This is a genomic window from Pantoea phytobeneficialis (genome assembly GCF_009728735.1).
Lineage (GTDB): Bacteria > Pseudomonadota > Gammaproteobacteria > Enterobacterales > Enterobacteriaceae > Pantoea > Pantoea phytobeneficialis.
In genome coordinates, this window is record NZ_CP024636.1 from 407,719 (window position 1) to 430,943 (window position 23,225).

The 23,225-nt window shown below is 56.8% G+C and carries 19 protein-coding genes; 10 read left to right on the forward strand and 9 right to left on the reverse strand.

Features of this window, described 5'->3' with window-relative positions; all coding sequences use genetic code 11:
- The first annotated feature begins 240 nt into the window (after positions 1 to 240).
- Positions 241 to 549, forward strand: coding sequence for a hypothetical protein (locus tag CTZ24_RS01805; RefSeq protein ID WP_208724636.1), 309 nt, complete (start codon positions 241 to 243; stop codon positions 547 to 549).
- A gap of 91 nt (positions 550 to 640) precedes the next feature.
- Complete coding sequence (locus CTZ24_RS01810; RefSeq protein WP_208724637.1) at positions 641 to 2,173, forward strand: methyl-accepting chemotaxis protein; 1,533 nt, start codon at positions 641 to 643, stop codon at positions 2,171 to 2,173.
- Here CTZ24_RS01810 and CTZ24_RS01815 read toward each other — a convergent pair.
- Positions 2,170 to 3,129 carry an AraC family transcriptional regulator gene (locus tag CTZ24_RS01815; protein WP_208724638.1) on the reverse strand — a complete coding sequence of 320 codons (960 nt, stop codon included), beginning with the start codon at positions 3,127 to 3,129 and terminating at the stop codon, positions 2,170 to 2,172. The two genes, CTZ24_RS01810 and CTZ24_RS01815, sit on opposite strands and share 4 nt — an antisense overlap.
- A 103-nt stretch (positions 3,130 to 3,232) precedes the next feature.
- On the opposite strand from CTZ24_RS01815, the gene CTZ24_RS01820 reads away from it, so the two are divergent.
- From CTZ24_RS01820 to yncE, 3 genes are all read left to right on the forward strand, one after another.
- Positions 3,233 to 4,420, forward strand: a complete 1,188-nt coding sequence (locus tag CTZ24_RS01820; RefSeq protein ID WP_208724639.1) for an MFS transporter — start codon at positions 3,233 to 3,235, stop codon at positions 4,418 to 4,420.
- Positions 4,421 to 4,714: 294 nt separating this feature from the next.
- Positions 4,715 to 4,924, forward strand: a complete 210-nt coding sequence (locus tag CTZ24_RS01825; protein WP_013507539.1) for a YdgH/BhsA/McbA family protein — start codon at positions 4,715 to 4,717, stop codon at positions 4,922 to 4,924.
- A 210-nt stretch (positions 4,925 to 5,134) separates the two neighbouring features.
- On the forward strand, positions 5,135 to 6,190 hold the full coding sequence (gene yncE, locus CTZ24_RS01830; protein ID WP_208724640.1) for a 7-bladed beta-propeller protein YncE: 1,056 nt from the start codon (positions 5,135 to 5,137) through the stop codon (positions 6,188 to 6,190).
- A gap of 44 nt (positions 6,191 to 6,234) precedes the next feature.
- Here yncE and sbmA read toward each other — a convergent pair whose 3' ends face one another.
- Positions 6,235 to 7,476 carry a peptide antibiotic transporter SbmA gene (gene sbmA, locus CTZ24_RS01835; protein WP_021184133.1) on the reverse strand — a complete coding sequence of 414 codons (1,242 nt, stop codon included), beginning with the start codon at positions 7,474 to 7,476 and terminating at the stop codon, positions 6,235 to 6,237.
- Between the two features lie 295 nt (positions 7,477 to 7,771).
- Here sbmA and CTZ24_RS01840 point away from each other — a divergent pair, with 295 nt between their 5' ends.
- From CTZ24_RS01840 to CTZ24_RS01850, 3 genes are read left to right on the forward strand one after another with little or no spacing between them, the layout of a single operon-like run.
- Positions 7,772 to 8,506, forward strand: coding sequence for a gluconate 2-dehydrogenase subunit 3 family protein (locus CTZ24_RS01840; RefSeq protein ID WP_036626341.1), 735 nt, complete (start codon positions 7,772 to 7,774; stop codon positions 8,504 to 8,506).
- 2 nt (positions 8,507 to 8,508) lie between these two features.
- Positions 8,509 to 10,293 carry a GMC family oxidoreductase gene (locus tag CTZ24_RS01845; RefSeq protein ID WP_208724641.1) on the forward strand — a complete coding sequence of 595 codons (1,785 nt, stop codon included), beginning with the start codon at positions 8,509 to 8,511 and terminating at the stop codon, positions 10,291 to 10,293.
- An 11-nt stretch (positions 10,294 to 10,304) separates the two neighbouring features.
- Positions 10,305 to 11,624: a c-type cytochrome gene (locus CTZ24_RS01850; RefSeq protein WP_021184136.1), complete on the forward strand. Its 1,320-nt coding sequence runs from the start codon at positions 10,305 to 10,307 to the stop codon at positions 11,622 to 11,624.
- A 571-nt stretch (positions 11,625 to 12,195) separates the two neighbouring features.
- Here the strand turns inward: CTZ24_RS01850 and CTZ24_RS01855 are convergent.
- The 4 genes from CTZ24_RS01855 to CTZ24_RS01870 form a co-directional block, all read right to left on the reverse strand.
- A complete protein-coding gene (locus tag CTZ24_RS01855) occupies positions 12,196 to 13,605 on the reverse strand; it encodes an MFS transporter (protein ID WP_021184138.1) in 1,410 nt (469 codons plus the stop codon).
- Positions 13,606 to 13,804: 199 nt separating this feature from the next.
- The gene (gene abgT, locus CTZ24_RS01860) at positions 13,805 to 15,325 is read right to left on the reverse strand and encodes a p-aminobenzoyl-glutamate transporter (RefSeq protein WP_208724642.1); all 1,521 of its coding nucleotides are present in this window, start codon (positions 15,323 to 15,325) and stop codon (positions 13,805 to 13,807) included.
- Between the two features lie 92 nt (positions 15,326 to 15,417).
- On the reverse strand, positions 15,418 to 16,863 hold the full coding sequence (locus CTZ24_RS01865; RefSeq protein ID WP_208724643.1) for a M20 family metallopeptidase: 1,446 nt from the start codon (positions 16,861 to 16,863) through the stop codon (positions 15,418 to 15,420).
- Positions 16,860 to 18,173: an amidohydrolase gene (locus CTZ24_RS01870; protein WP_208724644.1), complete on the reverse strand. Its 1,314-nt coding sequence runs from the start codon at positions 18,171 to 18,173 to the stop codon at positions 16,860 to 16,862. The genes CTZ24_RS01865 and CTZ24_RS01870 overlap by 4 nt, the downstream gene beginning before the upstream one ends.
- A gap of 116 nt (positions 18,174 to 18,289) precedes the next feature.
- On the opposite strand from CTZ24_RS01870, the gene CTZ24_RS01875 reads away from it, so the two are divergent.
- Together CTZ24_RS01875 and yjdN are read left to right on the forward strand one after the other, a co-directional pair.
- The gene (locus tag CTZ24_RS01875; RefSeq protein ID WP_013507549.1) at positions 18,290 to 19,192 is read left to right on the forward strand and encodes a LysR family transcriptional regulator; all 903 of its coding nucleotides are present in this window, start codon (positions 18,290 to 18,292) and stop codon (positions 19,190 to 19,192) included.
- A gap of 78 nt (positions 19,193 to 19,270) precedes the next feature.
- A complete protein-coding gene (yjdN, locus tag CTZ24_RS01880; protein ID WP_021184142.1) occupies positions 19,271 to 19,696 on the forward strand; it encodes a VOC family metalloprotein YjdN in 426 nt (141 codons plus the stop codon).
- A 109-nt stretch (positions 19,697 to 19,805) separates the two neighbouring features.
- Here yjdN and CTZ24_RS01885 read toward each other — a convergent pair whose 3' ends face one another.
- From CTZ24_RS01885 to CTZ24_RS01895, 3 genes are all read right to left on the reverse strand, one after another.
- Complete coding sequence (locus CTZ24_RS01885) at positions 19,806 to 20,672, reverse strand: nucleoside-specific channel-forming protein Tsx (protein ID WP_208724645.1); 867 nt, start codon at positions 20,670 to 20,672, stop codon at positions 19,806 to 19,808.
- A gap of 457 nt (positions 20,673 to 21,129) precedes the next feature.
- Entirely contained in the window at positions 21,130 to 22,485 is a 1,356-nt protein-coding gene (locus CTZ24_RS01890) for a sensor histidine kinase (RefSeq protein WP_208724646.1), read from the reverse strand.
- Entirely contained in the window at positions 22,482 to 23,141 is a 660-nt protein-coding gene (locus CTZ24_RS01895; RefSeq protein WP_021184146.1) for a response regulator, read from the reverse strand. Before CTZ24_RS01895 ends, CTZ24_RS01890 begins: the two co-directional genes overlap by 4 nt.
- Positions 23,142 to 23,225 lie beyond the last annotated feature (84 nt).

Sequence of the window (23,225 nt, forward strand, 5' to 3'; positions counted from 1 at the left end):
GATGATTTTTTTCCTGCGTGCGTGGTCTTAGGATTTTAGCCATTTGGTCGGAAGGCATTAAAGGCATTTTCTCACGGCCGTATTGCACTCCGCACGGCGGTTTCGTGTGTTGGGAGTTCAGTAATTATCTTATAGAAATTGTGATGCAGAGGTGTTAGGCCGTGTTTTAACAGGAACTTAAAGCCAGGGTTGGCAGAGGCCAGGTAATATGACCAGCCATAACCAGTGATCTGAACCTGAATGATTAACCTGACGACTGAGTCTGTTTATCGGGTTCAGGGGTATTCGCTATTCCTGACTGGACCGGAAAATAATGTTTTTTGCCGGGAGCAGAAAAACATAAAGGGGAGTGGCACTGGAACTACGCGATTTATCGTCCGTCTTTCTGGCGAGGGGGCTGTCAATATCAGCGCGTGGCCAGGAGGGGAAACTGATTTTTATGATAAAACATTGATTTTATTTACTCTAAATAAAATTTTATTGATTTATCCCTCTGTTAAAGCACACCGCAGCGCTTCTCCCCCGTGGGGTCTGACTCTAAAATTATAAAGCCACGCTAAAGTCAGGACCATTACCTGCCGAAAATATAAAAAAGCGTTATCAATACTTCACCCTCTGCGGGCCTTGCAAGGACTGACTCATGCGTAACAACCAGCCCATCACTCAGCGCGAATACGTCTTCGACGATCATGCCACATTGATGTCCACCACCGATCTCAACAGCTATATCACCTACGCCAACGACGCTTTTATTGAAGTCAGCGGGTTTAGCCCGGAAGAGGTCAATGGTCAGCCACATAATATGGTGCGCCACCCGGATATGCCGCCAGAAGCCTTTGCGGATATGTGGGCAACGTTAAAGCAGGGAGAACCCTGGACTGCGCTGGTGAAAAACCGCCGCAAAAATGGCGATCATTATTGGGTGCGTGCCAATGCCATTCCGGTGGTGCGTGAGGGGCAGGTTCAGGGTTATATGTCGGTACGTACCAAACCGACATCCGAGGAGATCCGCCAGACAGAAGCGCTGTATCGTGATTTCCGCGAAGGGCGTGCCAAAGGGCGGCGCTTCCATAAGGGTTTGATTGTGAGCCGGTTTAGTTCGGTGCTGAAAACCCTGCCACTGCGCTGGCGGATTCGTTCCACCCTCGCGGCGTTGTTGCCGCTATCGGCGTTGAGTGTCTGGTTACTGGGGATGGCCCCGCTGGCCATCGGTTGTTTTACCGGCGGTATGGCGGTGTTGCTGCTGCTGGCTTGTTTGTGGCTGGAACAACAGATTTCCCGCCCGATAGAACGCATGTGCCGTCAGGCATTGAGCGTGGCGACCGGTGCCAGCCATAAAGTGGAGCAGATGGATCGGGTAGATGAAATCGGCGTCACGTTGCGTGCCATCGGCCAATTGGGGTTGATGTTCCGCTGGTTAGTGGATGATGTCAGCGGTCAGGCGATTAATGTACTGAGCGCCAGCGACGCCATCGCGCGCAGTAACGATGAATTGAGCCGTCGTACCGAACAGGCTGCGGCTAACGTGCAGCAAACTGCCGCCACCATGAACGAGATGACTGCGACGGTAAAAAGTAATACCGAGACTGCCAGCGAGGTGAATAACCTCTCCGTCAACACCAGCCAGTCGGCGGTGAAGGGCGGCCAGGTGGTTCAGGAGATGGTGGGGATGATGGCTGAAATAGCGGACAGTTCGAAGCGTATCGCCAATATCACCAGCGTGATTGATAGCATTGCCTTCCAGACCAACATCCTCGCCCTGAATGCCGCAGTGGAAGCGGCCCGAGCCGGTGAACAGGGGAAAGGGTTTGCCGTGGTAGCCGGTGAGGTGCGTAATCTGGCACAGCGTAGTGCCACCGCAGCCAGTGAGATTAAAAATCTGGTGGAAACCAGCGCCAGCCGCGTGCAGTCGGGAAGTGCGCACGCTGATGCTGCCGGGCGCACCATGCAGGACATTGTTGAACAGGTGCAGCACGTTACCACGCTTATCGCGCAAATCAGTGCCGCCACCGCAGAGCAATCCACCGCGCTGAGTGAAGTGAGCGGGGCGGTAGAAGATCTTGACGATATTACCCATCAGAACGCAGCGCGGGTGCAGGAGGGGGCGGAAGCCTCGGGCCGTATGGCACGTCAGGCGAACCGCCTGGTGGAAGCGATTAGCGTTTTCCGTTAGACATCGGGCAGCATCTCCCGTCGGGCGCGCAAAGCGCCTGGCGGTTGTCCGACAATCCGTTTAAACGCCCGGCTGAAGGCCGCCAGCGAACCGTAACCCAGATGAAAGGCGACGCTTTCCATCGCCTCGCCCTCGTTGACGATACGCTGCACCGCCAGCCGCATACGCAGTTCGGTGAGGTAGCGCAGGGGCGTCATTCCGGTCGCCGACTGAAAGCGTGCAGCAAACACCGAGCGTGAACTACCGGATTCACGCGCCAGTCGTTCGACAGTCCAGTTTTCCCCCGGCGCACGATGCATGGCGGCCATCGCCAGGCTGAGACGCGGATCGCGCAACGCCTGCACCAGGCCGCTGCCCTTACCACAGCCATTCTCCACCCAACCACGCACAATCTGCGCCGCCACCACATCCGCCAGCCGGGACAAAATCCCGGCAAAACCCGCCTGGCGTTGGCGCGTTTCCCGCTCCATCGCGTCGAGAATGGGCTGGATTTCCGGGTATTGCGCCAACAGCGTGCTGACCAGCATCACATCCGGCATGGTGTGGACCAGTGGCTGCATGCCGCCCAACTCAAACGCCATGCAGGCACTGAACAGCACGACATCGGTGTTGTCCACGCACTCCCCTTCAGCGCCGTCAATGGCACACACGCTGGCGCAGATCGGTTTGCTGGTAAAGGTACTGATCGGTTCGCACTCTACCTCTTCGCTGGAGATCAGCGCATGCGGTCGGCCATGTGGGATCAACAAAGCGTCACCCGCCTGAAGGGGATAGATCGTCCCGGAGGCAGAACGGATCAACAGCGATCCACGCCCGACAAAATGCAGCTGCGCCCGACCCGGCGCGTCGTCATAACGCAGACCAAACGGGGCGTTAAGGGCGATACGTTGGTATTTGACGCCATACAGGCGCATGCCCATCAGCAGTTCGCTGGTCAGATCTTCATAGCGGCTCATACGATTCCAGACGAATTATCAAAAAACAAAGTTTTTGTATCATAGATCGTCTTGCTGTTGCTCACTATGCTCACATTTTAATTTTTTGTGATGGGGATCGCAGATGAGCCTGAATAGTGATGTCGTCGAACAGAGTTTGCCGGTAGAGAAACCGGCCTGGGGGGCGGTATTTGCCATGGCTTTTGGCGTATTCGGCCTGATTACCGCCGAATTTTTGCCAGTAAGCCTGCTCACGCCGATTGCCGATGCATTGCAGGTCAGCGAAGGGCAGGCCGGACAGACGGTGACGGTCACTGCGCTGGTGGCGCTGCTGACCAGCCTGGTGATCGGCAATATCACCCGTCGTCTCGATCGCCGGATGGTGATGCTGGCGTTTACCCTGCTGCTGATTGCCTCGGCGTTGCTGGTGGCGTTTGCTCAGGACCTTACCATGATCCTGCTGGCTCGCGTGCTGTTGGGGATGGCGATTGGCGGTTTCTGGACGTTATCAACCGCCATCACCATGCGTCTGGTGCCAGGTGAGCAGGTGCCGCGTGCATTGTCGATTGTGTTTAGCGGGATTTCACTGGCGACCATTATCGCGGCCCCGATGGGTAGCTACCTGGGTGGGCTGATTGGCTGGCGTAATATCTTCCTGCTGACCGGGGCGTTGGGGATACTGGCGCTGTTCTGGCAGTTCTTTACCCTGCCTGCTATGCCGCCGGAGAACAAGGCGCGTAGCGGTGGCGTGCTCGACCTGCTGCGTCGTAGCGTGATGCGCTGGGGCATGTTGGCGGTGATCATGATGTTTACCGGTCACTTCGCCTTCTTTACCTATCTGCGTCCGTTCCTCGAAAGCGCGGCCCAGCTCAACGTCAACCAACTGTCTCTGGTGTTGCTGGCGTTTGGCGTAGCAAACTTTTTTGGCACATCGCTGGCGGGTTATCTGGTGACGCGCAGCGTGTCGTTGACGTTGAGTGGCATGGCGCTGGTGATGAGTGTCACCGCGTTGGTGCTGGTGAGTTTTGGCGGCGTGTCCTGGCTGGTGGGGGCGGGTGTCGCGCTCTGGGGCCTGGCGTTTGGCTCGATGCCGACCGGCTGGTCCACCTGGATTTCACGCGCTGTGCCGGATGATGCCGAATCCGGGGGCGGATTACTGGTCGCCACCATCCAACTGGCGATTACCGTCGGTGCTGCCGCCGGTGGCTGGATGTTTGATTTACAGGGAGCTGGCGGCGTGTTCCTCTCCAGCGGTGTACTAATGCTGCTGGCGGCGATCACCATTTTCACCCGCGTGCGCCATCACGGTTAGGTAATGAAAACCACGCGATACATCGCGTCGCTACAAACTGCACCTGTCTGTAGCGGCACGATGTATCGCGCACGTTAACCTTCACCAATCACAGCGATAAATCCTGCCTTTTAACCAAAAGGCAGATTATTAACACTCTGCATAAAAGCTAATCATATCGTGCTTTTTATATTCAGTTTATTTGAATGATATCCGCAAATCTCTCCGCTTTTTGTTGATCAATTTCCCGCCTATTATATCTCTCAACAAGGCGATGATGCCTTACCTAATCAAACGTTGACCGAGGAATTGACCATGAAATCTATCAAAACTTTTGCTGCTGTTGTTGCCCTTTCTGTTCTGCCGTTCGCCAGCTTTGCTCAGAGCGTGACCGCTACCGCTTCTACTCTGGACGGTGCTGAAGCGAAAATCGCTGCTCAGGCACACGAAGCTGGTGCTTCATATAAAGTGACCGAAGCCAACTTCAACAACGGCGTGCACATGACCGCTGAACTGACCAAATAAGTCGGTTAACAATCTGTGCTGACAGGGCGCCTCCGGGCGCCCTGGCCGCGTTTAAGCAGATAAAATCCTGTCACTTTCCCTCGCAAATGATTACTATTCGCAAAAACTAATATCCTTCGTCGGCCCGCCTCGGGCTGCTTTTAACTATCTGGTTGCAATGTCGGGCTTTCATTCACTGCCGTGAGGCGGTGGTTTTGCTATGGAGAAGTCATGAAAGCGAATAAAACTGTGCAGTGGGTGCTGCGTCCACTGTTTCTGGCAACGGCTCTGTTCTCTGGTTCTGCTGCTCTGGCAGCTGATGCGCAGGAACTGAATCAGCCGATTTCTAAAGGTGCGTATGAACTGGCGTTCAGCAACAGCGATAACGCGCTGTTCCTCGCGACGTCACAAAATGCCACCAATGAAAAAGGCGGCACTGTCTATCGTCTCGACCCGCAAAATCTGGCGGTGAAGCAGACCATCGACACCGATCTGAAAGCCTTCGGTGCCACCATCAATACCAAAACCAATACCCTGTATATCGGTAATACCGTGAATGCGGCGGTGACGGCTATTGATGCCAGCACTGGCAAGGTGCTGAACACGTTGGTGCTGGATGCGCGCAAACGCAGTGAAGATGTGCGCCCGCTGCAACCGCGTGAGCTGGTGGCCGATGCGGCAACCGACCGCGTGTATATCACCGGCCTCGGACCGCAAAGCGTGGTATGGGTGGTGGATGGCAAAACCTTGCAGTTAGTCAGCACCGTGCCGAACACCGGCAAAATGGGGACCGGTCTGGCGCTGGATTCCGCTGCACAGAAACTCTACGTCACCAACGGTGATGGCGAGCTGGTCACCATCAATACCCGTCTGAATGCGATTGAAAAACGTCAGAAAATTGATGCGGAGAAGGATCACTTCTTCCTGAATATCGCGCTGGATACCAAAGGCCATCGCGCCTTCCTCAGCGACTCCAAACAGCCGCAGGTGCTGGTGCTGGATACCCGCACTCAGCAGGTCATCCACAAGATCGATGTACCGGAATCGCTGGCGGTGCTGTTTAACGCTGACCGTGACGAACTGTATGTGACGCACCGTAAAGCAGGTGAGATCAGCATCATCGACGCCAGCAGCTACAAGGTGAAACGCACCGTGAAAGCACCGGGCCTGCCGAACAGCCTGGCGCTGTCTGCCGACGGTAAAACGCTGTTTGTCAGCATCAAGCAGCCGGGTTCCCGTAAAGAGCCACCGAAAAATCCGGACAGCGTGCTGCGTATCGCATTGTAAGAAGGATCCGTAGCGGCGCGATAAATCGCGCCGTTACAAGGATGTTATTCAGACTCCGCCGCTTCGCGCATCATCTCTTCGTGCGGGATATCCTGCAAAATCTGCTCAAAACTGCGCAGACGTTTGTAGATCGACATCAGCTCAACCAGCGTTGACCATGAGGTGATCAGATACTGGAAAGATGAACGTACCTGGTCAAACACGTTGGTGATTTGGTTGAGTAAACCGAGCGTGATGGTGCCCGCGACAATCGACGGAAACAGCAAAAACAGCCCGAACACATTATCCACCTGCAAGTAGAGAATGCGGGTAATGTTGAAGTACAGATAGTGGAAGTAGAGGCGGAAATAGTTGAAACGCACGCGACTAAACAACTCGGTTACGGTTGGCGGCGAGGCGCGCGAGGCGTCATCTTCGCCGTAGACCAGTTCCTTACGATAGGCGGCTTCCACTCGTTGGTTACGGAACTCCAGACCTGGCAGCTTAATCCCCACCAGTGCCAGCAGGCCGGTGCCGAAAATTGACCACAACACGGCGGCGATCACCAGCGCATAAGGGATATTGCCCAACAGCGGAATATCTTTCACATGATGTGACAGGGCGATCAGCACCGGCAGGAAGGCAATCAGCGTCATGATCGCCTGAATAAAACTCACCCCCCAGTCTTCAAGCGTGCTGGCGAAGCGCATGGTGTCTTCCTGCACACGCTGTGCGGCACCTTCTACATGACGCAGGCGCTGCCAGTTGTGCATGTAGTAGTTGTTCATCGCGGTGCGCCAGCGGAACACCCAGTGGCTGATAAAGAATGAGTTCATCACGCCAATCACCACGGCGATTAATGCAATGCCTAAAAAGGCGATAACCTGCTGGTAAAACTCACCGATCTGCACCGATCCCGCTTTAGTTAACGCTTTCTGGATCAAATCGTAAAACGGACCGTACCAGGCATTCACCGCCACGCCGACCTGTACGCCAAACCAGGTGACAAAGATGATCAGCGCGGAACCCCACACCGACCAGCGTTGCCACGGGTGGTTATCGACGATGCGCCAGGCAATGGCAAACAGCGCCACCACCAGCCAGTAATAGCCGTAAAACCACAGTTGGCTGGCGGCGATAAAACGCAACGCATTATCGGGCAAAGGTTTACTCATCGCTGCGGCGATGTTGGGCCACATTGCCGGTAAATCGCTGGCGAAGCCAAACCAGGCAAAAATCGCCATCAAACTCCAGATGGCAGCCGAGCTGAAAAACAGCGCTGGCCGGGGAAAATAGGACTTAAACATAGACACTCCGCTGTGATCAGATCCCTTTATACCGTTTTGGGGACTTAACTGTCTGTAGGCTGTTGTATCAGACAATGACAATGTCGCGCCTGCGGTGTAAAGCAGCTGCGCAAAATGTTAATTAATTTGTGCGAATTTGTTTCCTTCCGCTAAATCTTTGTCAGCATCGGTGTTACACTGCGCGCAATGTTACCGGTAACGGTGGCGCTGTATCCTTAAGCCCGCACATAAAAATCATTACAACGCAATTAGTTAACCTTTCATGCCACATTATATGCGGCACTGAGGCAATGTCATGTCAGAACACAAAAATGGTCACACGCGCAGGGACTTTCTGCTGAGAACCATCACTCTGGCGCCAGCAATGGCGGTTGGAACCACAGCGATGGGCGCACTGGTTGCGCCAATGGCTGCCGGTGCAGCAGAGCAACAGGGTGCGCCGCAAAAAGCGCGCGATTATCAGCCCACCTGGTTTACCGCAGAAGAGTTCGCGTTGATTACCGCCGCAGTGGCGCGGCTGATCCCCAACGATGAACGGGGGCCTGGCGCGCTGGAAGCCGGGGTGCCGGAGTTTATCGATCGCCAGATGAACACCCCGTACGCCACCGGCAGCAACTGGTATATGCAGGGGCCGTTCAACCCCGATCTGCCAAAAGAGCTGGGTTATCAGCTCTCGCTGGTGCCGCAGCAGATCTACCGTCTCGGTCTGGCGGAAGCCGATAACTGGAGCAAACAGCAGCACGGCAAAGTGTTTGCTGAGCTGAGCGGTGAGCAGCAGGACGCGCTGCTGAGCGACTTCGAAAGCGGCAAAGCGGCGTTCACGCAACTTCCGGCCAAAACCTTCTTCTCCTTCCTGTTGCAGAACACCCGCGAGGGTTACTTCAGCGATCCCATCCACGGTGGTAATCAGGGCATGGTGGGCTGGCAGCTGATCGGCTTCCCGGGTGCCCGTGCTGACTATATGGATTGGGTGGAACGCGGTGAACGCTATCCGTTCCCGTCGGTGGATATTCGCGGGGAGAGAGCGTAAGCATGGCAAATGAACTGAAGAAAGTGGATGCGGTGGTGGTGGGTTTTGGCTGGGCCGGTGCGATCATGGCGAAAGAGCTGACCGAAGCCGGATTGAACGTGGTGGCGCTGGAGCGTGGCCCACACCGCGACACCTATCCGGATGGCGCGTATCCGCAATCCATTGATGAACTGACCTATAACATCCGTAAAAAGCTGTTCCAGGATCTGTCGAAAAGCACCGTCACCATTCGACACGATGCCTCACAAACGGCGGTGCCGTATCGCCAACTGGCGGCGTTCCTGCCGGGCACCGGTACCGGCGGCGCTGGCCTGCACTGGTCCGGCGTGCATTTCCGTGTCGATCCGGTCGAGTTGAATCTGCGCAGCCATTACGAAGCGCGTTACGGTAAAAAATTCATTCCGGAAGGCATGACGATTCAGGACTTCGGCGTCAGCTACAACGAGCTGGAACCGTTCTTCGATCAGGCCGAGAAGGTGTTTGGCACTTCCGGCAGCGCCTGGACCATCAAAGGTAAGCTGGTGGGTAAAGAGAAAGGTGGCAACCCATACGCGCCCGATCGTTCCAGCGACTTCCCGTTACCGGCGCAGAAGCGTACTTACTCCGCACAATTGTTTGCTCAGGCGGCAGAAGCGGTGGGATATCACCCTTATGATATGCCGTCGGCCAACACTTCTGGCCCGTACACCAACACCTACGGCGCGCAAATGGGGCCGTGTAACTTCTGCGGTTATTGCAGCGGCTATGCCTGTTACATGTACTCCAAGGCTTCGCCCAACGTGAACATCTTGCCTGCGCTGCGTCAGGAGCCGAAGTTTGAGCTGCGCAACAACGCTTACGTGCTGCGCGTCAATCTGACCGACGACAAAAAACGCGCCACCGGTGTGACATACCTCGATGGTCAGGGACGTGAAGTGGTACAACCCGCTGATCTGGTGATCCTGTCGGCGTTTCAGTTCCATAACGTGCATCTGATGCTGCTGTCCGGTATCGGCCAGCCGTACAACCCCATCACCAACGAAGGCACGGTAGGCCGTAACTTTGCTTATCAGAACATCTCGACGCTGAAAGCGCTGTTCGACAAGAACACCACCACCAACCCGTTTATCGGTGCCGGTGGCGCAGGGGTGGCGGTGGATGATTTCAACGCCGACAACTTCGACCACGGTCCGTATGGTTTCGTTGGCGGTTCGCCGTTCTGGGTTAACCAGGCGGGCACCAAACCGATTTCGGGTCTGCCGACGCCGCAAGGCACTCCGACCTGGGGCAGCAAGTGGAAAGCGGCGGTGGCGGATACCTATAACCATCACATCTCGATGGATGCCCACGGTGCGCACCAGTCGTATCGCGCCAACTACCTCGATCTCGATCCTAACTACAAAGATGCCTACGGCCAGCCGTTGCTGCGTATGACCTTTGACTGGCAGGACAACGACATCAAGATGGCGCAGTTTATGATCGGCAAAATGCGCAAAATCACCGAAGCGATGAACCCGAAGATGATCATCGGCGGCGCGAAAGGGCCGGGTAGCCACTTTGACACCACCGTGTATCAGACCACGCACATGAGCGGCGGCGCGATCATGGGTGAAGATCCGAAAACCAGCGCAGTGAACCGTTATTTGCAGAGCTGGGATGTACCGAACGTCTTTGTCCCGGGCGCGTCTGCGTTCCCGCAGGGACTGGGGTACAACCCGACCGGAATGGTGGCAGCGTTGACTTACTGGTCAGCTAAAGCCATCCGTGAACAGTATCTGAAAAACCCCGGTCCACTGGTGCAGGCATAAGGAATTCATTGATGTTTAAAAACATTTTGGCCCTGGTGCTGGGCACGCTGTCGTTCGCCGCGCTGGCGGATGATCAGGCAAATGATGCCCTGGTGAAACGGGGTGAATATCTGGCGCGTGCCGGTGACTGCGTGGCTTGTCACAGCGTGAAAGGTGGCCAGCCTTTTGCCGGTGGTCTGCCGATGGCGACCCCGATTGGCACCATTTACTCCACCAATATCACCCCGGATAAAACCAGCGGGATTGGTGACTACAGCTATGACGATTTCCAGAAAGCGGTGCGTCATGGTGTGGCGAAAAACGGTGATACGCTGTATCCGGCGATGCCGTATCCGTCTTACGCGGTGGTGAGCGATGAAGATATGCAGGCGCTCTATGCCTACTTTATGCACGGTGTGGCACCGGTCGCGCAGGCCAATAAAGACAGCGACATTCCGTGGCCACTGTCGATGCGTTGGCCACTGGCTATCTGGCGTGGCATGTTTGCGCCGGATGTGAAAGCGTTCCAGCCTGCCGCGCAGGAAGATCCGCAGCTGGCGCGTGGGCGTTATCTGGTGGAAGGGTTGGGCCACTGTGGTGCCTGCCATACGCCGCGTAGCATCACCATGCAGGAGAAGGCGCTGAGTAACGATGATGCCCACGATTATCTCTCCGGCAGCAGCGCACCGATTGACGGCTGGACGGCCAGCAACCTGCGTGGTGACAATCGCGACGGTTTAGGCCGCTGGAGCGAGGACGATCTGCGTCAGTTCCTGCGCTATGGTCGCAACGATCACACTGCGGCTTTTGGCGGCATGACCGATGTGGTTGAGCACAGCCTGCAATATCTGAGCGATGAGGATATCGCGGCGATTGCCCGTTACCTGAAGTCGCTGGGGGCGAAAGATGCCAACCAGGCGGTGTTTAAGCAGGATGACACCGTCGCGCAGGCGTTGTGGAAAGGGGATGACAGCCAGCCTGGCGCGTCGGTGTATGTCGACAGCTGTGCGGCCTGCCATAAAACGGACGGTAGCGGCTATCAACGCTTCTTCCCGGCGTTGCGGGGCAACCCGGTGGTATTGGCGCAAGATCCCACTTCGCTGATCCATATCGTGCTGACGGGCGGAACGCTGCCGGGCGTGCAGGGTGCGCCAACGGCGATCACCATGCCGGCCTTCGGCTGGCGTCTCAACGACCAACAGGTGGCGGATGTGGTGAACTTTATTCGCGGCAGTTGGGGGAATGGTGCCAAAGCCACGGTGACGGCGAAGGATGTCGCGTCGTTACGTAAGGATGAGACGGTGCAGGCTCATCAGGGTAATGCGGATATTAAGGTGCTGGAGCAGCAGTAGCAGCGAAGGTGCTGATTTCGTTCGCCATAGGCACCGGCAGTTGCAGCTCGCCGGTGCGGCGACCGAGCAAAGGGTGCCTGGCCGCACCCTTTGCAATCCCGGGCCTCGCGCCAGCCTCCCTCGCCGCTACGCGGTGCTTTTTGCGCGATAAATCGCGCCGCTACAACTGCCGACGGACCGGCGGCGATTCGCTCCTGCTCAACGCCGCCTTTCGCCGCATCCATGCGGCTCATCCTGGCAGCATTCACTCGCTCAGCGAGTCCGGATGGCGCCCCACCCGCTGCTGTACACCTTTTCTTCTCGGTAAAATCATCACTGCTGTCTGCGCGATAAATCGCGCCGCTACGTTACGTGCGGTTATTTGTAGCGGCGCGATTTATCGCGCAATGAGCCAGGGATGGCGAATCCGCGCGGTCCGGGTGGCCTGAGTGATAAGCGAGGGGACAGCGCGATGCGCTGCGCGAGGACGGCGCAGGGCGCGGATTGTTAAGGCCCGCGCCTTCGGGCCTTAACCCGTCCGCCTGCACGGCGGTGCTGAAACTGCCAAATGCCTGGCGGGCGGAACCTCCCCTTAAATATTCTCCAAATCAATCCCACGCGTCTTCGGACCGTAAATCCCCACCGACAGCATCACCATCAACATACTCAACACGATAAAGGCAATCACCCCTTCGCTTCCGGCATATTGCAGAATCATGCCAATCAGAATGCTACTGAACGCGGTTGACAGGCGGCTGAAGGAGTAGCAAAAACCCACCGCGCGGGCGCGAATGTGCGTCGGGAAAATCTCAGTCTGATAAGCATGGTAACTGAAGGTCAGCCAGGCGTTGCTGTAGGTAATCAGGAAGCCACAGATAATCATCAACACCGGGTTGGTCATAAAGGCGAACAGGGTGCCGAACACCACCGTCATCAACGACGACAGAACAATCTGCCACTTGTTCTCCAGCTTATCGGCGTAGCGGCTGCAAATCAGCGAACCCAGCGGGTACGCCAGGGTAATGAAAAACGCATACAACAGGCTGTGCGTCACCGTGGCCCCTTTGCCGGACAGCAGCGCTGGCAGCCAGTTGCCAAAGCCAAAGAAACCAATCGCCTGGAAGAAGTTCATCACCACCAGCATCAGGGTGCGCTTACGATACGCCGGCGCCCAAATCTCACTGAAACGGCCTTTCTTCGGCAGCTGCGCCGCCGCATCGCTGTCGGAAAAGTCTTCTCCCGGCGCAATGCCGCAGCGTTGTTCCATTGCACTCAGGACGCGATGCGCTTCCTGATGCCGTCCCTGTTGTGCCAGCCAGCGCGCTGATTCCGGCAGGTTCTTACGAATAAACCAGATCACCAGCGAGCAGAGCGCGCCAGCAATCACGACCCAACGCCAGCCTTCCAGACCGAGAATGGTTTGCGGCACCAGCCACCACGACATCAGCGCCACCGCCGGAACCGAAAGAAACTGAATAAAGAACGAGAAGGCGAAAGCACGGCTACGCAGCTGGGTCGGCACCCACTCGGAAAGATAGGTATCGATGGTCACCAGCTCAATGCCGAGGCCAATCCCCACCAGAAAGCGGCACAGGATAATCATCTCGGCGCTCTGCTGGAACGCCATCAGCAGCGAAAATGCACCGTACCATGCCAGTGCACACATAAAGGTCAGGCGGCGGCCAAAGCGGTCTGCGTAGGGCGCGAGCAGGCTGGCACCGACAAACAGGCCAAGGAACGTGGCCGAGGCAAAAGCGGCCTGATCGGCAATGCCGAACACGCCCGCGCTACCGGTGTGGAACACGCCCGCCGCCAGTAGCCCGGAGCTGATATAGCCGGTTTCGAACAGATCGTAGAGTTCAAAGAAGCCGCCCAGTGCCAGCAGCGTAATAAAACGCCACAGGCCAGCGGAAGAGGGGAGTGCATCAATGCGTCCAGCTAAGGTGCGGCGATCCGCAGCGATAAAATCGCCAGCCATCCCTGTGGTGCAGGCTGTTGTCATTTTTGTGTGAACCTCGGTATGACGGTGTTTGCAAAACTCGCGAACGGCGGAGATTGGTTTTAAAAATAATTAACCGTTAGCAAGCGAAGGAATAGCAGAATAATCAATTATGCCCAGGTTGCCGAGAGGTGAGGCGGTGAGATTTTAGCAACGTACGTTGCAAATCACGTAAGTGTGATCGCCGTCCCTGGCGATGCGATTAATGCAGGCTGGGATAGACGCCCGGACCGATCGGTAAACCGAGTGCGTACCAGACCACCAGCAACACAATCCAGGTGGCGAAGAACACCAGCGGATAGGGGAAGATCAGCACATAATAGGTGCCAAGTTGCGCATCTTTCTGGTAGCGCTGGAGGAAACCCAGGAACAGCGGCAGGAACGGTGACATCGGGGCCAGCGGCAGCACTGCCGAGTCAGCGATACGGAAAATCATCTGCGCAAAGGCCGGGTGGAAGCCGAGCAGCATAAACATCGGCACAAACACCGGGGCGAGAATCGACCAGATGGCGGAACCGCTGGCGATAAACATACACAGGAACGCCGACAGGAACATCAGGCCAAGAAACGCCGGTGCGCCGCTGATTCCGGCACTTTCCAGCATATCCGTCAGGCCAATCGCCATAAACTTACCCATGTTGCTCCAGTTGAAGAAGGCGACGAACTGTGACAGCGGAAACACCATCACAATAAAGCCCGCCATACTCTTCATCGGATCAACCAGCAATTGCGGAATATCATCCGCGCGGCGGATCTGTTTGGTCACCGCGCCATAGGCAATCGCCACCACAAAGAAGAACAGGATGATGATCGGCACAATGCCCTGAATAAACGGCGACGGGATAATGCCGCCGGTTTTCGTGTTACGCAGTGGCGCGTGTTCCGGCACCACCAGCAGCGCCATCAGCGCGATAAACACCAGCGCGGCGATACCTGCGGCTCGCAGGCCGCGGTTTTCCAGTGCGGTCAGTGGCGGCAGACGATCCTGGTGGCCACCGTTCCAGGCGGGCAGACGCGGCTCGATAAACTTGTCGGTCAGCACCGCTCCGGCAATGGTCAGCACCACCACCGATGAAGCCATAAAGAACCAGTTATCGATCACGCTGACGTGCACCGTGTCGCTCACCGCTTTGGCGGCCTCGGTGCTGATACCCGACAGCAGCACATCGGTGGTGACAATCAGCAGGTTAGCGGTAAACCCGGACGCCACACCGGCGATCGCCGCCAGCAAACCCGCTACCGGATGACGTCCCACGGCGAGGAAGATCAGCGCGCCGAGCGGCGGCATCACCACCAGCGCGGCATCGGAGGAGATGTGGCTGAAGAAGGCAATAAACAGCACCATATAGCTGGCGTAGCGACGGCTAACGCGTGACGCCATCTTGACCATCAGCGATTGCAGCAGACCGACCTTTTCTGCCAGACCGGCACCAATCACCAATGCCAGAATCGAACCCAGCGGGGTAAAACTGCTGAAGTTCTTGATGATATTGGGCAGGATCCACTGCAACCCGGCCACACTCAGCAGGTTATTGACCCGCACCAGCTCGCCGTTGGTCGGATTCTTCACCGCCAGATCCAGACCGCTGATGATGGCCGTCGCGACCATCAGCACCACAATCAAATAGACGAACAATAAAAAAGGGTTCGGTATTTTGTTACCGACCCGCTCAATCCAGCTAAACAGCTTCCCTGGGCTGCGATTCTCCGTGGTGACTTCCATCGGCATTTCCTCGTCTCGTTATGTTGTATTTGCGTAAAAATTTTATTGTTTTGGGTACGACCACCCGCGCCTGCATGGGCGCGGGTTTATTATCAGGATGCCAGTTTTGACGGTTTTACCCCTGGCGGAATCGGGCATTGATAGGGTTGCTCGCTGCGTACGCGGATAAACTCGTCGCGGCAGCGTGCCAGAGCGGCATCATCGGTCAACAGGGTCAGCGCCGTGGCGGCCAGTACTTTTGCCGCCAGGCACATACCTTTGTGGGCGATAGCGGTGCGACCCTGCGCCACCAGTTGCCAGGTATGCAGCGGCGTACCGAAGGCAAAACACGGCGCGAAGCACTGCGCGGTGGGTGTCACCCAACTGACATCGCCCACATCGGTGGAGCCATACAGCAGCTCACGCGTTACTGCATACGGGGCAACGTCATCCATCAGCACTTTGTCCCCCAGCGCCTCGCTCCAGGCAACTCCGGCTTCACCGCCGGTGCGTGCCGCGTTGAGTCGGGCGTTGCGCAGATCATCTTTGGTTAAGGTGGCGCGGATCTGCGTCGCAAAGGCCCGCTCTTCGTCGTTGTAATCCGGCAGGCCAAACTGATGCAGATAACCCTCCATCACCGCTTCCAGCGCGCGGTTGGGAACGTAGTTGGAGCAGGCTTTATCGAAGCGCACCGTCATTTGTGTGTCGGTCATCAGCGCTGCGCCTTTGGCGATATTGATCACCCGCTGATAAATATCCTGAGCCTGGTCGAGTTGCGGCGCGCGAATCAGGTACAACACTTCGGCATCAGCCTGTACCACGTTGGGAGAGACGCCGCCGGTGTTGGTGACGGCATAATGGACGCGCGCTTCCTGCACGATATGTTCACGCAGAAAGTTCGCGCCGGTATTCATCAGCGTGACGGCGTCGAGGGCGCTGCGCCCCAGATGTGGCGAGTTGGCCGCGTGCGCTGCCACCCCTTTGAAGTGGAACGCCGCCTGGATATTGGCAAGGGTGCTGAGGTTAAACATGCCGCTGAAACCTTCCGGGTGCCAGGTCACTGCCGCATCAACATCGTCAAACAACCCTTCGCGCACCATATAGGTTTTGCCGGAACCGCCTTCTTCGCCGGGGCAACCGTAAAAACGCAGCGTGCCGCGCTGGCCGTGCTCTGCCCACCAGGCCTTGATGGCGAAGGCGGCCGCCATCCCCGCCGTGCCCAGCAGGTTGTGACCGCAACCGTGGCCGTTGCCGTTCTCCACCAGCGGCTGCGGCTCAGCGCAGGCCGCTTTCTGGCTCAGACCGGCCAGGGCATCGAACTCACCCAGAATGGCGATCACCGGTTTACCGCTGCCGATGCTGGCGATAAACGCCGTTTCGATACCCCCCACGCCGCGCTCGACGCTGAAGCCTTCCTGCTCCAGTGCATCGGCCAGTAACGCCGAGGATTGCGTCTCTTCAAAACGGGTTTCTGGCACATCCCAGATGGCGTCGCTGATGGCGCTGAAGCGCGCCTGATGTTGATTGATGTAGTGATCGATAAAGTCAGGATGGCTCATGACTGGACTCCGAACTGTGCCCCATTCAGTGCCAGCGTGGCGAGGGTTTGTACCGCCACCGCCATGATGCCTTCATCGAAATCGAACTTCGCGTTGTGGTGGCCTGCCGCCAGCTCGCAACCGAAAATCACGTAGGATGCCTGACCGCCGCGCTGCTGCACGCGCTCCAGCATATAGGTGGCATCTTCGGAACCGGCGGCCTGCTTTTTGGTGTCGATGACCGAGTCGAACAGCCCCAGCGCTTCTGCCTGCTGGTGGATAAACGCGACCCACGGCTGGCTTGGGGTGCAGCTACGTGCGCCGCCCATCAGTTTGACGTCGGATTCAACGCCGTACATCGCTGCGGCACCGGCAATCACACGCAGCGCCTGCTGATAAATATCGTCGTTCACCTGGTTACTGACGCCGCGCGTCTCAACCTTCATCAGCGCAGTGTCGGCTACCACGTTGCGGCCGGTCCCAGCCTGTAACACGCCGACGTTAACACGCGCTACGCCGCCGCTGTGTTGCGGCAGGTTGTGCAGCGCCAGCGTGGCCTGCGCAGCGGCCAGCAGGGCGTTGCGTCCCTCTTCCGGGCGACCACCCGCATGGGCTCCCACCCCGGTGAATTGCACATCGAGTTTGGTGGTGGCGAGGAAGCTGTCGCTGCCGCAAACGATTTCGCCGGCAGGCACGCCGGTGCCGAGATGGATGGCGGTAAACAGATCCACATCATCCACTACACCCGCTGCCACCATGGCTTTCGCGCCGCGTACGCCCTCTTCGGCGGGCTGGAAAATCAGTTTGATGGTGCCGCTCAGTTGGTCTTTCATCGCCATCAACACGTTGGCGAGGCCAAGGCCGATGGTGGTATGACCGTCATGACCGCAGGCGTGCATCATGCCTGCATTGCAGGAGGCAAAGCCTTCGCGCTGCGGCAGGTGATCGGCGGCGGTGCTTTCATTGAGGTCGAGCGCGTCCATATCGACGCGGAAGCCCATCACCGGGCCAGGGCGACCGGTTGCCAGGGTGGCAACTATGCCACAGAAGCCGCCGGAGAAATGGCGGAGCCACTGCGGTAGCGCCCCCTGCTCCAGGGCGCGCGCTTCCTGTGCCGCCAGTACTGCGGCTGAAGGCAACCCCATACGCGCATCGGCATCCACCACTTCACGGCCCAGTTGCAGTTGATAACCAAGACGATGCAGCTCCTCGGCAACCAGGGTGGCGGTACGAAATTCCAGCCAGCCCGACTCAGCAAACTGATGCAGGTCGCGTCGCCAGCTTTGCATTTGTGGTACCAGGGCGCTGACGCGGTCGGAAAGGGTTTTCATCGGCATATCCTTTATGTTGGTTTTTTATGCATTGTCCCGAATCTACACAATGGTATTGGCGCGCATAAGATGCGAATATCTTGTTCCTGATAAACAACGGTTATCACCGAGTAACTATGCCTGCTAACTTAAAATTGCATCAGCTCCGCGCCTTTGTTGATGTGGCCCGCCAGGGCAGCATCCGCGCTGCCAGCCGTCTGTCAGGCGTATCGCAGCCTGCGCTGACTAAGTCGATCCAGGAACTGGAATTGGTACTCGGCGCGCGTTTATTTGAACGACGCCATCAGGGCGTTACCCTGACCGATATTGGTGATAACTTTTTTCGGCATGCCAGCCTGGTACTGGAAGAACTGCGCGTCGCGCAGGAAGATATTCAGCAGCGACTGGGGCTGGCGGGCGGCAGGGTGAATATTGGCGTCGGCGGCAGCATCGCGCGTACCGTGATGCCGCAGGTGATCAATCATTTTCACCGCGAATATCCGCTGGTAAAGGTGCGTATCGTCGAAGGCCAACTGGTGGCGATGGTACATGAGCTGCGCCAGGGGGAGCTGGATTTCACCATCAACACTTACGACCAAAGCCATCTCGATCAGGAACTGACCTACGAACGACTGATGGAGCGAGATTATCAGGTGGTGGTGCGTAAAGGTCATCCGATGGCTCATGCACGCTCGCTGGCGGAGTTGCAGCATTGTGACTGGACCATGCCGACGCCGCAGGGCAGCTATTATCGGCTGCTGCACGATATGTTTGGCGAGCGCGGCATGGCACCAAAAATCGTCGTCACTTGCGAAACCTTTATGGCCTGTACCAGCCTGGTGGCAAAGACCGATTTCGTCAGCATTATCTCGCGAGATGTGATTGAAGACCCAACCCACGGCGGCCAGCTGGTGGCGCTGGAGCTGGATGATCCGTTACCCAAGGCAAACTTTTATCTGATTCAGCGTAAGGACACGGCGTTGACGCCGATGAGCGCCTATATGGCGCAGCTGTTCCGGCGCTATTGTCAACAAAGGTAAGAGTGCGGCCCGGCTCGCGTCCTGTTTGGCTGGCAGCCACTACACTTGGCATCGGGCGTTCACTCTGGAGAACCGACCATGCAAATTACCCCTTATTTGTTTTATGACGGCCGCTGCGAAGAGGCCATCGCATTCTACCTTGAGGCGACTGACGGCGAGTTGCTGTTTAAAATGACCTTTGGCGATATGCCGGAGACGGAATCCACAGAAGGTTGTCCCTCCGGGATGACCTTTCCACCGGAACATATCATGCACGCGCACCTGCGCATCGGGCAGGGCGAAATTATGTTGAGTGACGGGAATCGTGAGGCGCACTACAACGGCTTTGCAGTGAGTCTCTCCACGCCAGATGAAGTGCAGGGCAAGCGTTGGTTTGATGCGTTGTCTGCCGGCGGGCAGGTGACAAAAAGCTGGGAGCCGACGTTCTGGGCGAATGGTTTTGGCATGTTCACCGATAAGTTCGGTGTGCCGTGGATGGTGAATGCTTATAAACCAAGAATTTAGTCACCGATGTTACCCCGTAGCGGCGCGATTTATCGCGCAATTCGGCGCTGTGCCGGAAAACATTGCGCGATAAATCGTGCCGCTACGGATGAAGGTGGCGTTAGCTAAGTTAGAAGTTATAACCCACAACCAGGTAGTAACCCCAGCCGGTTGATTTCACTTCAAACGGACCATTGCCGAAGTTCAGCTCCTGGCCATCAGCCCACTGTCCACCGTTGTGGAAATAACGCGCCACGGTAGAAACATGCCAGTGGTCGTAGTTCAGCGACAGAATGTGGCTGGATGCAATCGAGTTGCTGGTACGTGATGGACCGGTTTCGTCACGCAGATCGGAACCCCAGTCGAAGTTGGTGAAGCCGATATAGCTCAGCTTACCGCCCCACAGGTCGGTAATCGGCACAAAGTATTTCACCTTGAAGCGATAGCCATCCCAGCTGTTTTCGTTGGCGGCACCGTAGTTCTGCCACTGGTATTTCGCGTACACGTTCAGCGACAGGCCCACATCGGAATGGGTGTCGATATCGGTGCCCAGACCCATATACCAGGTGTTCTGGCGCTGCGACGCGTTGCGGCCCATGTCGTAGATGTAGTTGTTGGCGAAGTACCACTCTTTAAACGGACCAAACGCCAGGCTGGTACCGGTCAGCTTATCGATGGAGAAACGCGGCTCAATTTCCATGAACAGCGGCGAACCGTGGTCGAAAATACCGTTAGCGTTGCTGTTGCCCACACCGAAGAAGTTGGTCAGGTCGGCGTAGCCGTAGAAATCAAACCAGTCCTTTTTGGCAAAGGCTTCGTATTCCAGATACACGTCGTTATTAAACTGTGGTCCGAAACGGGTGTGATAACTGCCCACCACGTTGACGCTCTGATGCCACCAGTCGGAAAGGTATTGCGGGTTGCTGTCTGCTGCTTGGGTCGCGCCGGTCCAGCTGCTGGCCAGTAAGGCCCCTGCTATCAATGCTTTATATTTCATTATCGTTAACCACATGCTCGTGATCGTCGCAAAAATGCGCGATCGGTGTCAGTCGATCCCAGGGGTGGGCGGTGAATTGTTTTAAGCCGGTCTGAGCTGCCGGTTTTTAAAGCTCGCGTAGGGTGCCTGTATCAGTCCGATAGAAAATAGATTTTGATCACGTTTGTCAAAAAGTGTTGCAATTCCATTCACCAAAAATGTGAGTTATGTCACATAAATGTCATGGATCGAACGGAACCCCGCAACCGTTTACGTTGTCGCGACGCGTTGCAAAATGCTTATGGGGGAATCGGATGTAGCGGAGCGATTTATCGCGCGTCTTTTTGCCTGTAGCGGCGCGATTTATCGCGCATCTTTTTGCGTGGAGGGGCACAGCACAAAAAAACAGCGCGATAAATCGCGCCGCTACGGATGAGGAGCAGGAATAAACAGCGCCGTTACGGATGAGAGACAGCTATTAAGGGAGGGTAACTCGCACCTGCAAACCGCAAATCTGACCCTGCGGATTGAGGCAGTTCGACAGTGCCACCTGCATACGGTGTTTTTGCGCCACGCTGCGAACAATCGACAGCCCAAGGCCGCTACCCTGGGCCTGCACATCAGGCGAGCGAGTGAAGCGGTCAAACGCGCGTTCGATAAAGCCTTCCGGCATACCCGGCCCGTTATCAACAATATCCACCACGGTGTGATTGCCGACGCGATGCAGCAGCACATCCACCAGGCTGCCTTCGGGGGTGTGCAGCATGGCATTACCGATCAGGTTGTCAAACAGGCTGCGTAAATCGGAACGACTGGCCTGGATGCGGTAGTGGGCAGTGCCGTTAAAACCGATATCAATCCCGCGCTTATCGGCCACCACCATCAGCTGCTCGATACTCTCCTTCAGCAGGTCTTCCAGCTCAATATTTTCTACCGTGGCGACCACCGACTGATCTTCCTGGCGCGAGATGTTCAGCAGCTGTGTCACCAGATGGCGGGTACGGGTCACGCCCGCTTCCAGTTGATCAAACTGACGGCTGGCCTCGCCCGGTTGAATATGCTGGCGTAGGTTCTCCAGCTGCAACGTCACGGCGGTGACCGGCGTGCGCAGTTCGTGGGCGGCATCTTCGAGGAACTGGCGCTGTGACGACCAGGCAGCACGCAGTTTATCCAGTAGCGAGTTATAGGCGGCAACCAGCGGCAGGATTTCGTCCGGTAAGCCATCCGGGGGGACGCTGTCGGGATGCAACATCTCCTGGGCGGCAATCTGGCGCGAGGCCACGCGTAAGTCGCGCGTAATGGCGCGCACCACCAGCCAGATCACCAGCAGCGAGAGCGGCATCATTAAAATCAACGGAATAATGGCTGACAGTGCGCGCTTCACCATCACGCTTTTCATATAGCCGATGTTGTAGAGCACCTGAATGGCAGCGATTTCACTGCCGGGTTCGCCGGGGCGATTGAAGACACGCCAGTCGCAGTCTTCACAATCTCCGATCTTAACGTCACTCCAGCCTTTTTTATTTTGCAATGGCGCATTCAACTCCGGCCAGGAACTGGCGCGCAGCTGCTGATTGTCATCCCACAATTGCACCACATAGGCGCTTTTGAGTTTATCGGCGTTGAGCATCAGCGGCATCAGGGCAGGAATGCGTTTGCTGCTGGCCCAGGCATCGGCGATTTTTGCCAGCTGATCGTCCTTCATAGTGCCGATCATGTCGCCGTAGCAGCTGTAAAAATAGGAGGTGACACCACCGATCATCGCCAGATGCATCAGCAACAGGGTAGTCAGCAATTTATTACGCAGGGAACGCATAAACGTGAAGGGTTTCATATTGCAGGGACTCGCCACCCCAGGCCGCGCACGTTGCGAATCACTTCGTTATCCAGCTTGCGGCGCATGCCATGAATTAAGACATCAACCGCATTGCTGGTGACTTCTTCGCCCCAGCCGTAGATGCGGTTTTCCAGTTGTTCGCGTGAAAGAATGGCGCCCGGACGCTCCAGCAGCGCATAAAGCAGGGCGTATTCACGCGCGGTAAGTTGCTCACGCTGCCCTTTATACAGCACTTCACGCGTCATCATATCGAGCTGCACGTCGCCGCTGCCTAACAGGGAATCCGCCGCACCGTGACGACGTCGGGTAATCGCTCGCATTCGCGCCAGGACCTCTTGTAAATCAAAGGGTTTTAGCAGGTAATCATCGGCACCGCTGTCGAGTCCCTGAACACGCTGGGCCACGGTATCACGCGCGGTCAGCACCAGCACCGGCGTCATATCGCCACGGGTACGGGCGCGGCGTAGGACATGGATGCCATCTTCCCGCGGTAAGCCCAGGTCGAGTAACACGCAGCTGTAGCCGCCTTCAGTCCAGGCATTGGTGGCAAACACGCCATCCCGTACCCAGTCCACCGACCAGCCAGCGGCCTCCAGCGCCTGCTGCAAGTTCGCGCCAATCATTTCATCATCTTCAACCAGCAGCACACGCATGATGCCCTCCCAAATGTATGAACAAAGTGTAGCGCTGGAAAATTAGCGCAGAATTACACCCGTTTTCCCCTTGCTAATTCTGCG

What these genes read in the sequence shown, in the direction of transcription:
- CTZ24_RS01875 (WP_013507549.1), top strand. Translation starts at nt 18,290, where the DNA reads ATGCCTGCTAACTTAAAATTGCATCAGCTCCGCGCCTTTGTTGATGTG.
- yjdN (WP_021184142.1), top strand. Translation starts at nt 19,271, where the DNA reads ATGCAAATTACCCCTTATTTGTTTTATGACGGCCGCTGCGAAGAGGCC.
- CTZ24_RS01870 (WP_208724644.1), bottom strand. Translation starts at nt 18,173, where the DNA reads ATGAAAACCCTTTCCGACCGCGTCAGCGCCCTGGTACCACAAATGCAA.
- sbmA (WP_021184133.1), bottom strand. Translation starts at nt 7,476, where the DNA reads ATGTTTAAGTCCTATTTTCCCCGGCCAGCGCTGTTTTTCAGCTCGGCT.
- CTZ24_RS01805 (WP_208724636.1), top strand. Translation starts at nt 241, where the DNA reads ATGATTAACCTGACGACTGAGTCTGTTTATCGGGTTCAGGGGTATTCG.
- CTZ24_RS01820 (WP_208724639.1), top strand. Translation starts at nt 3,233, where the DNA reads ATGAGCCTGAATAGTGATGTCGTCGAACAGAGTTTGCCGGTAGAGAAA.
- CTZ24_RS01815 (WP_208724638.1), bottom strand. Translation starts at nt 3,129, where the DNA reads ATGAGCCGCTATGAAGATCTGACCAGCGAACTGCTGATGGGCATGCGC.
- CTZ24_RS01825 (WP_013507539.1), top strand. Translation starts at nt 4,715, where the DNA reads ATGAAATCTATCAAAACTTTTGCTGCTGTTGTTGCCCTTTCTGTTCTG.
- CTZ24_RS01885 (WP_208724645.1), bottom strand. Translation starts at nt 20,672, where the DNA reads ATGAAATATAAAGCATTGATAGCAGGGGCCTTACTGGCCAGCAGCTGG.
- CTZ24_RS01845 (WP_208724641.1), top strand. Translation starts at nt 8,509, where the DNA reads ATGGCAAATGAACTGAAGAAAGTGGATGCGGTGGTGGTGGGTTTTGGC.
- CTZ24_RS01890 (WP_208724646.1), bottom strand. Translation starts at nt 22,485, where the DNA reads ATGAAACCCTTCACGTTTATGCGTTCCCTGCGTAATAAATTGCTGACT.
- abgT (WP_208724642.1), bottom strand. Translation starts at nt 15,325, where the DNA reads ATGGAAGTCACCACGGAGAATCGCAGCCCAGGGAAGCTGTTTAGCTGG.
- CTZ24_RS01840 (WP_036626341.1), top strand. Translation starts at nt 7,772, where the DNA reads ATGTCAGAACACAAAAATGGTCACACGCGCAGGGACTTTCTGCTGAGA.
- CTZ24_RS01855 (WP_021184138.1), bottom strand. Translation starts at nt 13,605, where the DNA reads ATGACAACAGCCTGCACCACAGGGATGGCTGGCGATTTTATCGCTGCG.
- CTZ24_RS01895 (WP_021184146.1), bottom strand. Translation starts at nt 23,141, where the DNA reads ATGCGTGTGCTGCTGGTTGAAGATGATGAAATGATTGGCGCGAACTTG.
- yncE (WP_208724640.1), top strand. Translation starts at nt 5,135, where the DNA reads ATGAAAGCGAATAAAACTGTGCAGTGGGTGCTGCGTCCACTGTTTCTG.
- CTZ24_RS01850 (WP_021184136.1), top strand. Translation starts at nt 10,305, where the DNA reads ATGTTTAAAAACATTTTGGCCCTGGTGCTGGGCACGCTGTCGTTCGCC.
- CTZ24_RS01865 (WP_208724643.1), bottom strand. Translation starts at nt 16,863, where the DNA reads ATGAGCCATCCTGACTTTATCGATCACTACATCAATCAACATCAGGCG.
- CTZ24_RS01810 (WP_208724637.1), top strand. Translation starts at nt 641, where the DNA reads ATGCGTAACAACCAGCCCATCACTCAGCGCGAATACGTCTTCGACGAT.